General features: G+C 67.4%; 10 protein-coding genes. 7 read left to right on the top strand and 3 right to left on the bottom strand.

Annotated elements, in window-relative coordinates; genetic code table 11:
- Position 1 precedes the first annotated feature (1 nt).
- Positions 2-799 (bottom strand): ABC transporter ATP-binding protein, encoded by a 798-nt coding sequence (locus ACNQVK_RS20925; RefSeq protein ID WP_418031029.1) that lies wholly within the window; start codon positions 797-799, stop codon positions 2-4.
- Complete coding sequence (locus tag ACNQVK_RS20920; protein WP_090425836.1) at positions 796-1467, bottom strand: FadR/GntR family transcriptional regulator; 672 nt, start codon at positions 1465-1467, stop codon at positions 796-798. Before ACNQVK_RS20920 ends, ACNQVK_RS20925 begins: the two co-directional genes overlap by 4 nt.
- 247 nt (positions 1468-1714) lie before the next feature.
- Here ACNQVK_RS20920 and ACNQVK_RS20915 point away from each other — a divergent pair, with 247 nt between their 5' ends.
- Complete coding sequence (locus tag ACNQVK_RS20915) at positions 1715-3373, top strand: 2-isopropylmalate synthase (protein ID WP_418034243.1); 1659 nt, start codon at positions 1715-1717, stop codon at positions 3371-3373.
- Here ACNQVK_RS20915 and ACNQVK_RS20910 read toward each other — a convergent pair.
- Entirely contained in the window at positions 3360-3815 is a 456-nt protein-coding gene (locus ACNQVK_RS20910; protein WP_418034242.1) for a peroxiredoxin, read from the bottom strand. The genes ACNQVK_RS20915 and ACNQVK_RS20910 overlap by 14 nt on opposite strands.
- Positions 3816-3887: 72 nt before the next feature.
- Here ACNQVK_RS20910 and ACNQVK_RS20905 point away from each other — a divergent pair, with 72 nt between their 5' ends.
- The 6 genes from ACNQVK_RS20905 (at position 3888) to lgt (ending at position 11303) form a co-directional block, all read left to right on the top strand.
- The gene (locus ACNQVK_RS20905) at positions 3888-5447 is read left to right on the top strand and encodes an anthranilate synthase component I (RefSeq protein WP_044518454.1); all 1560 of its coding nucleotides are present in this window, start codon (positions 3888-3890) and stop codon (positions 5445-5447) included.
- Positions 5444-6052 carry a TIGR02234 family membrane protein gene (locus tag ACNQVK_RS20900; RefSeq protein ID WP_418031028.1) on the top strand — a complete coding sequence of 203 codons (609 nt, stop codon included), beginning with the start codon at positions 5444-5446 and terminating at the stop codon, positions 6050-6052. The genes ACNQVK_RS20905 and ACNQVK_RS20900 overlap by 4 nt, the downstream gene beginning before the upstream one ends.
- Positions 6053-6135: 83 nt before the next feature.
- The gene (gene trpC / locus ACNQVK_RS20895) at positions 6136-6954 is read left to right on the top strand and encodes an indole-3-glycerol phosphate synthase TrpC (protein ID WP_090425845.1); all 819 of its coding nucleotides are present in this window, start codon (positions 6136-6138) and stop codon (positions 6952-6954) included.
- A 37-nt stretch (positions 6955-6991) separates the two neighbouring features.
- On the top strand, positions 6992-8257 hold the full coding sequence (gene trpB, locus ACNQVK_RS20890) for a tryptophan synthase subunit beta (RefSeq protein WP_273731906.1): 1266 nt from the start codon (positions 6992-6994) through the stop codon (positions 8255-8257).
- A complete protein-coding gene (trpA, locus tag ACNQVK_RS20885; protein WP_418031027.1) occupies positions 8254-9042 on the top strand; it encodes a tryptophan synthase subunit alpha in 789 nt (262 codons plus the stop codon). Before trpB ends, trpA begins: the two co-directional genes overlap by 4 nt.
- On the top strand, positions 9039-11303 hold the full coding sequence (gene lgt / locus ACNQVK_RS20880; protein ID WP_418031026.1) for a prolipoprotein diacylglyceryl transferase: 2265 nt from the start codon (positions 9039-9041) through the stop codon (positions 11301-11303). Before trpA ends, lgt begins: the two co-directional genes overlap by 4 nt.
- The last annotated feature ends 16 nt before the right edge of the window (positions 11304-11319 follow it).

Genomic DNA, 11319 nt, shown 5'->3' with positions numbered 1-11319 from the left:
GCTAGAGCACCCGAGAGCTGGCCTTGGCCCGCGCACTCCATCGGCCGTCCTGGAACCCGACCACCACGGGATGGTCGAAGGCCTCGCTGACGTGCTCGGTGTTGACGACGTCGTGGGCCGGGCCGCTGGCCACGGTGCGCCCCTGCGAGATCAGTAGGGCGTGTGTGGTGCTGGTGGGCAGTTCCTCGAGGTGGTGGGTGACCAGGATCGATGCCATGTCGGGATGTGAGTCATCCAATGTGTCAAGGGTTTCCAGCAGCTGCTCGCGGGCCGCGACGTCCAGGCCGGTGGTCGGTTCGTCCAGCAGCAACAGCCGCGGGTCCGCGATCAGTGCCCGCGCGATCAAGGTGCGGCCACGCTCGCCCTGAGACAACGTCGGCCAGATCGCGTCGGCACGGGCCGACAGCCCCACGGTGTCGATCAGCTCGTCGGCCCGGCGCACCTGCTCGGCGGTGGGGGTCCAGTGCGCCGCGATGTCGATGGTGGCGGTGATGCCGGTGAGCACCACCTCGCGCACGGTCAGCGGGTACTGCAGGCGATGCCGGGGATTGACGTGACCGATGGAGCGGCGCAGCACGGCCAGGTCGGTGCGGCCCATCTGACCGCCGAGCACCTGCACGGTCCCCGACGTCGGAAACGTCACGGCCGCACAGAAACCGAGCAGCGTGCTCTTGCCTGCACCATTGGGTCCCAAGAGCGCCCAGTGCTCACCGGACTGCACGGTCAGGGAGATGCCGTCGATGATCTGCTTGCCGTCACGGCGAAAGGTCACATCGGCGATGTCGAGGACCGGGGTCATGCGAAATTCTCCTTCAATGAGCTCAAATGGGTTCTGCTGGCGGCCGCGGCGGCCTCGGGGTCGCGGGCGACGATCGCGTCGGCCAGCTGCTGGTGCAGGTCGTGATCGCAGGGTTCGGAGGCGATCGGCCGGATCTTGAGCATGTCGATCATCGCCAGCCGCAGCCGGGGGAGGAATGCGTCGAACAACTGGATCAGCACCTCGTTGTGGGCCGCGGCGATCACCGTGCGGTGAAACGCCATGTCCGCGTCGACGTGATCGGGTACCGACTGTCCCACCACACCGCGGGCAGCCAGGGTGCGACGGATCGCCCGCAGGTCGGCGGGGGTGCGCCGGGCAGCGGCCAGGGCGGCGGCCTCGGCTTCGATGGCGATTCGCGCCTCGATCACCGACACGATGGTGGCGCGGCGCAGCACGGTGTCCCAGTCCTCGGCGGCGTCCAGTGCGGTCACGAAGACCCCGGCGCCCTGGCGGCTCTCCAGCACGCCCTTGCCAGACAGTTCGCGGATCGCTTCGCGCAGGGTGGAGCGGCCGACACCGAGCTGGGCGGCCAGCGTGGTCTCGCCCGGAAGTCGATGGCCCAGCGGCCATTCACCCTGGCGGATGCGCGTCAGGAGAAGCTGGGCGGTCTGGGCCGCCAGCGGGTGACGCTGAACTTGGGACGTCATCACAACCTGTCTACTTGTCTGAGGAGTTGTGTATAGTCTACCCATCATGACGCGCGTCCTGCTCCTTAGCCGCCGCGGCGGGGCCTGAATCGACCGGCCCCCTGCCGTGGGGCTGTGTCGCGCCGGTCGAACCTCCCATCCGACCGAAAGCGCCCCCATGACCACTTCTGTTTTTCCCAGCATCGACACCCCCGCCGGAGACATCCCGGCGAACGCGCCGGCCTGGAACCGGCAGCGTCACTCCCAGATGCCGTCACATCGCTACGCATCCGTCTATGACCGCGTAGAAGTCCCTCTGGTGCAGCGAGATTGGCCGACGGCCCGGATTCACGCCGCGCCGCTGTGGGTGCCGGTGGATCTGCGCGACGGCAACCAGGCACTGGTCGAGCCGATGGACCCGGCCCGCAAACGCCGCTTCTTCGAACTGCTGGTTGCCATGGGCTACAAGGAGATCGAGGTCGGTTATCCCTCGGCCTCCCAGACGGACTTCGACTTCGTCCGGCTGCTGGCCGAATCCGACATCGCGCCGCCGGACGTCACCATCGTGGTGTTCGTGCCGGCGCGCCGCGACCTGATCGAGCGAACCGTGGACTCGGTCCGCGGCATCGGCAACGACGTCGTCATCCACATGTACACCGCCACCGCGCCCACCTGGCGCGACACCGTGTTGGGCAAGGACCGCACCGAACTGCGGGACCTGATCCTGGCGGGTGCGCGTGACGTTCTCGAATTCACCGAAGGCATGCCGAATGTCAGATTCGAATTCTCCCCGGAGGTGTTCAACCTCACCGAGCCCGACTACGTGCTCGAGCTCTGCGACGCGGTGACCGGGCTGTGGCAGGCCGCCCCGGATCGTCCGGTCATCCTGAACCTGCCGGCCACCGTCGAGATCGCCACCCCGAACGTGTATGCCGACCAGATCGAATACATGCACCGCAACGTGTCTCGTCGCGACAGCGTCATCCTGTCGGTACATCCACACAATGACCGGGGCACCGGTATCGCCTGCGCCGAGCTGGCGGTGCTCGCCGGTGCGCAGCGGGTGGAGGGCTGCGTGTTCGGCAACGGTGAACGAACCGGCAACGTCGACATCGCCACCCTGGCACTGAATCTGCATGCCCAGGGCGTGGATCCGATGATCGACTTCTCCGACATCGACGAGATCGCGCGCACGGTCAGCCATTGCACCCGCATGCCCATCCACGAGCGCCATCCCTATGTGGGGGACATGGTGCACACGGCGTTCTCCGGGACACACCAGGATGCGATCAAGAAGGGCTTCGCCGAACATCGTCTCCGTGCCACGGCCGCCGGCCGACCTGAAAACGAAATCGATTGGCGGGTGCCGTATCTGCCGATCGACCCGGCCGACATCGGCCGCACATACGACGCGGTGATCCGGGTGAATTCTCAATCCGGCAAGGGCGGCATCGCCTACCTGCTGGCCACCGACTACGGGCTGGAACTGCCGCGCCGGTTGCAGATCGACTTCGCCCGCCACGTCCAGGCGCGCACCGACGAAAGCGGTGCCGAGGTCACCGCCGGCGAACTCTTCGATCTGTTCGAGGCGACCTACCTCGATCCGTCCGGCCCGGTGCAGCTCAAGGACTGGCGCACCGGCGGCGACGGTGCGGCCGCGGTCACCGACCTCACCCTGATGTTCGACGGGCGTACCGCATCCAGCAGCCATCGCGGCATCGGACCGGTGGACGCGCTGCGGGCCGCGCTCGACGAGATCGGCCGTCCGATCGAGGTGCTGAGCCTGACCCAGCAATCGATCGGCAGCACCGCCGTCAGCTACCTGGAGTACAGGTCGGACGGTCGCACCGGCTGGGCGTGCGGCCGCAGCGATTCGGTGCTCGCCGCGTCGATGGCGGCGGTGCTGCGGGCGGTCAACGCGCCCTGAGCAGCTCCAACGCCTTGTCGGCATGGGTGTCCATGCTGATCTCGCTGGAGATCACCCCGAGCACGGTGCGATCGGTGTCGATGACGAACGTGGTCCGCTTGACCGGCATGAGCTTGCCGAGCAGGCCACGTTTGACCCCGAACTGGGTGGCCACCTTGCCGTCGGCGTCCGACAGCAGCGGGTAGTCGAAGTTCTGGATATCGGCGAACTTGGCCTGCTTGGCGACCGGGTCGGTACTGATACCGACCCGGCTCGCCCCGGCAGCGGCGAACTCCGCCCCCAGATCCCGGAAGTGACAGGCCTCCTTGGTGCATCCCGGGGTCATCGCCGCCGGGTAGAAGAACAGCACCACCGGGCCGTCGGCGAGCAAGCTCGTCAGGCTGCGAATCGTGCCGGTCTGATCCGGCAGTTCGAACTCGGGAACGGTGTCGCCCGTGCTGATCTGTGTCATGGCTGGCTACGCTACGCCGTCTGCATGGCAGGGCCGTGGCGCCGATCTGGGAGAATTGTTTCCGTGCAAACCACAGCCACCCACGCTCCGGGATCCTCGGGCGCCGGCTCATCGCTTGCGGTCACCACGTCGCGGGAGGATTTCCGGGCGCTGGCCGCCGAGCATCGGGTCGTCCCGGTGACCCGCAAGGTGCTGGCCGACAGCGAGACGCCGTTGTCGGCGTACCGCAAGCTCGCCGCCAACCGTCCGGGCACGTTCCTGCTGGAATCGGCCGAGAACGGTCGCTCGTGGTCGCGCTGGTCGTTCATCGGTGCGGGCGCCCCGTCGGCGCTGACGGTTCGTGACGACGAAGCGGTGTGGCTGGGGACGGCCCCCAAGGATGCCCCCAGCGGCGGTGAGCCGTTGGCCGCATTGCGGGCCACCCTTGAAGTGCTGCAGACCGAGGCGGTGCCGGACCTGCCGCCGCTGTCCTCGGGGTTGGTGGGGTACTTCGCCTACGACATGGTGCGCCGGCTGGAACGGCTCCCGGAGCTGGCAGTCGACGATCTCGGCCTGCCCGACATGGTGCTGCTGCTGGCCACCGACATCGCCGCCGTCGACCACCACGAGGGCACCATCACCCTGATCGCCAACGCGGTGAACTGGAACGGCACCGACGAGCGCGTCGACGAGGCCTACGACGATGCGGTGGCGCGGCTGGATGTGATGACCGCCGCCCTCGGCCAGCCGCTGCCGTCGACGGTCGCCACGTTCAGCCGGCCCGCGCCCAACCACCGTGCGCAGCGCACGGTGGAGGAGTACACGGCGATCGTGGAGAAACTGGTCGGTGACATCGAGGCCGGCGAAGCCTTCCAGGTGGTGCCGTCGCAGCGGTTCGAGATGGACACCGCCGCCGACCCGATCGATGTCTACCGGATGCTGCGGGTGACCAACCCCAGCCCGTACATGTACCTGCTCAATGTCCCCGATGCCGATGGCGGGCTGGACTTCTCGGTGGTCGGTTCCAGTCCCGAGGCGCTGGTCACGGTGAAAGACGGCCGGGCAACCACCCACCCGATCGCCGGAACCCGGTGGCGCGGCAGCACCGAGGAAGAAGACGTGCTGCTGGAAAAAGAACTGCTGGCCGACGAGAAGGAACGCGCCGAGCACCTGATGCTGGTCGATCTCGGTCGTAACGACCTGGGGCGGGTGTGCCGTCCGGGCACGGTGCGGGTCGAGGACTACAGCCATATCGAGCGCTACAGCCACGTCATGCACCTGGTGTCCACGGTGACCGGCGAGCTGGCCGAGGGGAAGACCGCGCTGGACGCGGTGACCGCGTGTTTCCCGGCGGGCACCCTGTCGGGGGCGCCCAAGGTGCGGGCCATGGAGCTGATCGAGGAGGTCGAGAAGACAAGGCGGGGCCTCTACGGCGGGGTGCTGGGTTACCTCGATTTCGCGGGCAACGCCGACTTCGCGATCGCCATCCGGACCGCGCTGATGCGCGACGGCACCGCCTATGTGCAGGCCGGCGGGGGAGTCGTGGCCGATTCCAACGGTCCCTACGAGTACAACGAATCGGCAAACAAGGCCAAAGCCGTGCTCAACGCCATCGCCGCCGCCGACACCTTGGCCGAGCCGTGACGCGGGCGGCGCAGGCGCTGTTCGTCGTCTCGGCCGTGGTGCTGTGGGTCGCGTCGCGGATGACCTGGGTCAAGGTGAGCTCGTTCGACGGGCTGGGCCAGCCCAAGACCACCACGCTGACGGGTGCCTCCTGGTCCACGGCGTTGATCCCGCTGGCGTTGCTGGTGCTGGCGGCTGCGGTCGCGGCGCTGGCGGTGCACGGCTGGCCGCTGCGGTTGCTGGCCCTGCTGATCGCGGTGGCCAGTGCGGGTATGGGGTACCTGGCGATCAGCCTGTGGGTGATCAAAGATGTCGCGGTCCGGGCCGCTGACCTGGCAGTCATTCCCCTCGCGCAGCTGACCGGGACCAGTCGTTCCTACGGCGGCGCGGTGCTGACCCTGATCGCCGCGGTGTGTGCGCTGGCCGGTGCGGTGATGTTGATGCGGTCGGCCAACAGTGCCAAGCGCGGCATTGCGGGGCGCTACGCGGCACCGGCGGCCCGACGGGAGGCCGTCAAGGGGGACGACAGCGGGGAGCCGATGTCGGAGCGAATGCTCTGGGACGCGCTGGACGAGGGACAGGATCCGACCGGTGACGGCGCCGATCCGGACAATAAGGGCCGGTGAATGGTGAAGGTGTGGCGGCGGCTACCCTTCCAGGGAGGGCAACCGGGACCGGCCCGGAGGCACCAGAAAGGAACCGACGGGCGATGAGTTCGGCCACAGTGCTCGACTCCATTATCGAGGGAGTCCGCGCCGACGTTGCCGCCCGCGAGGCCGTTATCAGCTTGGCTGATATCAAGGCGCGGGCTCAGGACGCACCTCCGCCGCTCAACGTGATGGCTGCGTTGAAGGAACCGGGAATTGCCGTGATCGCCGAGGTGAAGCGGGCGAGCCCGTCCCGGGGCGAACTGGCCAATATCGCCGACCCGGCTCAGTTGGCGCGGGCGTACGAGTCAGGCGGCGCGCGGATCATCAGCGTGCTCACCGAGCAGCGCCGGTTCAACGGCTCACTCGACGACCTGGACGCGGTGCGGGCTGCGGTGTCGATTCCGGTGCTGCGCAAGGACTTTATCGTCAAGCCATACCAGATCCATGAGGCTCGGGCGCATGGTGCCGACCTGTTGCTGCTGATCGTGGCGGCGCTCGAGCAGTCGGTCCTGGAATCACTGTTGGAGCGCACGGAATCCCTTGGGATGACGGCACTTGTAGAGGTGCACACCGAGGAGGAGGCCGACCGCGCGTTGCAGGCCGGGGCCAAGGTGATCGGGGTCAACGCTCGCGACCTCAAGACGCTGGAAGTCGACCGCGACTGCTTCGCGCGCATCGCTCCGGGACTGCCCAGCAATGTCATCCGTGTCGCGGAGTCCGGAGTGCGTGGAACCGCTGACCTGCTGGCCTACGCCGGCGCGGGTGCCGATGCCGTGCTGGTCGGTGAGGGCCTGGTGACCAGCGGGGATCCCCGCAGCGCGGTCGCCGACCTGGTCACCGCCGGTACGCACCCGTCCTGCCCGAAACCGGCTCGCTGAACCAGGCAATGAGCCGCTTGCACGAAAAGGCACTTTGATGGCGGATCTCGCGGGGCCTGAATTGCCCCGTACCAGCGCAGGCGTTGCTGAACCCACCGTTCACGATCCCGACGCACTGGGCCATTTCGGTTCCTACGGGGGCCGGTTGGTTCCCGAGGCGCTGATGGCGGTGATCGAAGAGGTCACCGCGGCCTATGAGAAGGCCCGCGGTGACCAGGCATTCCTCGATGAACTCGACCGGTTGCAGCGGCACTACAGCGGCAGGCCGTCGCCGCTGTACGAAGCGACGCGGCTGTCCGAACACGCCGGTGGCGCACGGATCTTCCTCAAGCGAGAAGACCTGAACCACACCGGTTCTCACAAGATCAACAATGTTCTGGGCCAGGCGCTGCTGGCACGGCAGATGGGCAAGACCCGCGTCATCGCCGAGACCGGCGCCGGCCAGCACGGGGTCGCCACCGCCACGGCGTGTGCGCTGCTCGGCCTGGAATGCATCGTCTACATGGGGGCGGTGGATACCGCCCGTCAGGCGCTCAACGTCGCCCGGATGCGGTTGCTCGGCGCCACCGTGGTCTCGGTCGAGGCCGGCTCCAAAACCCTCAAGGACGCGATCAACGAGGCGTTCCGGGACTGGGTCACCAACGCCGACAACACCTATTACTGCTTCGGGACAGCGGCCGGCCCGCATCCGTTCCCGCTGATGGTGCGTGATTTCCAGCGGATCATCGGTATGGAGGCCAGGGCGCAGATCCTCGATCAGGCCGGTCGGCTGCCCGACGCGGTCACCGCGTGTGTCGGCGGCGGCTCGAACGCCATCGGCGTGTTCCACGCCTTCATCGACGACCCGGCGGTGCGGTTGGTCGGTTTCGAGGCCGCAGGTGACGGAGTCGAAACGGGGCGTCACGCCGCGACATTCACTGGTGGCTCGCCCGGCGCGTTCCAGGGATCGTTCTCCTACCTGTTGCAGGACGAGGACGGCCAGACAATCGAATCCCATTCCATCTCGGCCGGTTTGGATTATCCAGGTGTCGGGCCCGAGCATGCCTTCCTCAAAGACATCGGCCGCGCCGAGTACCGCCCGGTCACCGATACCGAGGCGATGGACGCGTTCGCGCTGTTGTGCCGCCGCGAGGGCATCATTCCCGCGATCGAGTCGGCGCACGCGGTGGCCGGTGCGCTCAAGCTCGGTCCCGAACTGGGCAGCGGATCGATCATCGTGGTGAACTTGTCCGGGCGCGGCGACAAGGACGTCGAGACTGCCGCCAAATGGTTCGGGCTGCTCGACGAGGGGAGCGTGGGATGAGCCGGCTGGCGGAGTTGTTCGACGGCTGCCGTGCCGAGGGTCGTGCCGCGCTGATCGGCTACCTGCCCACCGGGTTTCCCGATGTGCAGACATCCATCGCGGCGATGACGGCGATGGTCGAATCCGGTTGCGATCTGGTCGAAGTTGGTGTGCCCTACTCGGATCCGGGAATGGACGGACCGACGATCGCCGCCGCCACCGAGGCCGCACTGGCCGGCGGTGTGCGGGTACGGGACACCCTGGCCGCGGTCGAGGCGATCAGCAACGCCGGTGGCCGCGCCGTGGTGATGACGTACTGGAACCCGGTGCTGCGCAAGGGCGTTGACACGTTCGCCCGCGACCTGGCCTCCGCCGGTGGATACGGTCTGATCACCCCGGATCTGATCCCCGAGGAAGCCGTCGACTGGATCGCCGCGTCCGAGGAGCACAATCTGGACCGGATCTTCCTGGTCGCCCCGTCCTCGACGCCGGAGCGGCTCGCGGCCACGGTGAACGCGTCGAGAGGTTTCGTCTACGCCGCATCGACCATGGGCGTGACCGGGGCGCGCGATGTGGTCTCGAATGCGGCGCCGGAGTTGGTGCGCCGCGTCAAGGAAGTGTCCGACATTCCCGTCGGGGTGGGGCTCGGCGTGCGCTCTGGAGCGCAGGCCGCCGAGATCGGTGCCTACGCCGACGGCGTCATCGTCGGGTCGGCACTGGTGTCGGCCCTGCAGGAGGGGTTGGACTCAGTGCGTCGACTCACCGAAGAACTGGCCAACGGCGTTAAGCAGAGGATTTCAGCTTGACCACTACCGTGCTCGCGTATTTGCCCAGCCCGTCACAGGGCGTCTGGCATCTGGGCCCGGTGCCGATCCGCGCGTACGCGCTCTGCATCATCGTGGGCATCATCGCCGCGCTGGTGATCGGCGACCGGCGTTGGCAGGCGCGGGGCGGGCAGCCCGGCGTCATCTATGACATTGCCTTGTGGGCAGTGCCTTTCGGGCTTGTCGGTGGTCGGCTGTACCACGTCATGACGGACTGGCCTACCTATTTCGGGCCTTCCGGAAAGGGCCTTGGCGCCGCCTTCCAGGTATGGCAAGGCGGCCTGGGCATTTGGGGCGCCGTCGCACTCGGTGGTGTCGGAGCCTGGATCGGTTGCCGCTCGCGCGGAATCCCGCTGCCGGCCTTCGGCGACGCGATCGCGCCCGGAATCATCCTGGCCCAGGCGATCGGCCGGCTCGGAAACTACTTCAATCAGGAGTTGTACGGCGGTGAGACCACGCTGCCGTGGGGCCTGGAGATCTACAAGCGGCTGAATGCCGCCGGCGTGCCCGACGATCTCAACGGGGTGTCCACCGGCGAGGTCCTGAAGGTGGTCCATCCGACGTTCCTGTACGAGTTGCTGTGGAACCTCCTGATTTTCGCGCTGCTGATCTGGGCCGACCGCAAGTTCAAACTCGGCCACGGCCGGCTGTTCGCGCTCTATGTGGCCGGCTATTGCGCGGGCCGTTTCATGGTCGAATTGATGCGCAGCGACCCGGCGACCGAGTTCGCCGGTATCCGCGTCAACACCTTCACCTCGACGTTCGTGTTCATCGGCGCCGTCATCTACATCATGCTGGCGACCAAGGGACGGGAAGACCCGGCGACCTTGGCGGGCAAGCCCGATGAGGACGAATCGACGGTCGACGAGTTCGGCAAGGAGCTTGTCACCGCAGCGGCGACCACCGGTGTCGTTGCGGCCGCAGCCGTGGCGGGACAAGACGATGACGACGACGCCGACCACATGCATCCCGACGAGGTCGGCGCCAGCGAAGACGACGGAGCCGAAGCTGCCGCGGCGATCGAACTGAAGGCGATCTCCGCAGAGCCCGACGAGTCCGAGGAAGCCGAGGACGAAGCGGACGAGGCCGAAGCCGAATCCGGCGAGGCCGACGAGGTGGAAGCCGAATCCGAAGAAGCCGCCGAGGATGAGGCTGCCGACGAGGACATCGCTGAATCTGAGAACGCCGAAGCCGAAGAAGAGGCCGAAGAAATCGGCGCTGAGACTGAGGATGAGTCGGCAGACGGCGAGGAGGCCGAGCCCCTCGAGCCGGTGGATGCCGACGACGAAGCCGAATCAGACGTGGTCGAGGAGACCGAGGCCGACGTCACGGAAGAGGCCGTCGACGAGGTTGAGCCTGGGGTCGACAACGACGCCGAGGATGCGGAATCCGTTTCGTCATCTCCTTCATCGGTCGAGGCCGATGAAGCAGATGAGGACGAGGCTGAAGCACCGGTAGCCGAGGACTCCGATGTTGAGGCCGACGAGGACGCAGTGGTCGAGGAACCCGAGGCGGATACCGACGACGAGTCCACCGACGCTGAAGCCGAGGCCGAGGCAGATTCCGAGGAAGCTGCCGACGAGGTCGCCGCTGACGAACCTTCCGACGAACCCGAAGCCGTCGCAGCGGAGGCCGACGTCACGGAAGAGGCCGCAGAAGAAGCAGAAGAAGTCGAGGCCCCGGCCGAGGACGATGCCGAGGCAGATGACGATGCCGCCGAGCCCATCGAGTCGGAGGACACCGACGAAGGTGAGCCCGATGTCGCTGAGGAGTCGGCCGACGAGGTTGCCGTCGAGTCGTCGTCCACCGATGAGGCCGAGCCGGATGCGGCTGCGGTAGAGGAGAATCCCTCCGAAGCCGAAGCCGAAGCCGAAGCCGAAGCCGAAGCCGAAGCCGAAGCCGGCGAGAGCGACGAGGACGGCGAAGCGGTAGCCGCGGAAGTGGAAGCCAAGCCGGCTGAGCAGGCCGACGTCGAGCCCGAAACCGACGATGTGGCTGACGAACCCGAGGACGACGAGGCCGAGGTCGAGTCTGTGTCCGAGGTGGAGACCGAGGCCGCAACCGGCGAGGACGATGTCGCGGAATCTGCGGATGACGCAGACTCGGACAGCGACGAGTCGGACGAAGCCGACGAAGACGATGCGGCAGACGAGGCCGAGACCGAAACACCGGCCGCGGTCGAGCAGCCCGAGTCGGAGCCGCAAGGCGGCCGGGTGCGGCGCTGGTTCCGGCGCAACCGGTAACAGGCTGGGCTCTGGC

It is taken from the genome of Mycobacterium sp. 134 (assembly GCF_048282715.1).
Classification (GTDB): domain Bacteria; phylum Actinomycetota; class Actinomycetes; order Mycobacteriales; family Mycobacteriaceae; genus Mycobacterium; species Mycobacterium septicum.
The sequence above is the reverse complement of the archived record's forward strand: the minus strand, read 5'-3'. Positions and strand labels throughout refer to the sequence as shown.

Bases quoted from the DNA above. Each gene is read 5' to 3' on its own strand.
- ACNQVK_RS20925 (WP_418031029.1), bottom strand. From the start codon at position 799: ATGACCCCGGTCCTCGACATCGCCGATGTGACCTTTCGCCGTGACGGC.
- ACNQVK_RS20920 (WP_090425836.1), bottom strand. From the start codon at position 1,467: ATGACGTCCCAAGTTCAGCGTCACCCGCTGGCGGCCCAGACCGCCCAG.
- ACNQVK_RS20915 (WP_418034243.1), top strand. From the start codon at position 1,715: ATGCCGTCACATCGCTACGCATCCGTCTATGACCGCGTAGAAGTCCCT.
- trpC (WP_090425845.1), top strand. From the start codon at position 6,136: ATGAGTTCGGCCACAGTGCTCGACTCCATTATCGAGGGAGTCCGCGCC.
- trpB (WP_273731906.1), top strand. From the start codon at position 6,992: ATGGCGGATCTCGCGGGGCCTGAATTGCCCCGTACCAGCGCAGGCGTT.
- trpA (WP_418031027.1), top strand. From the start codon at position 8,254: ATGAGCCGGCTGGCGGAGTTGTTCGACGGCTGCCGTGCCGAGGGTCGT.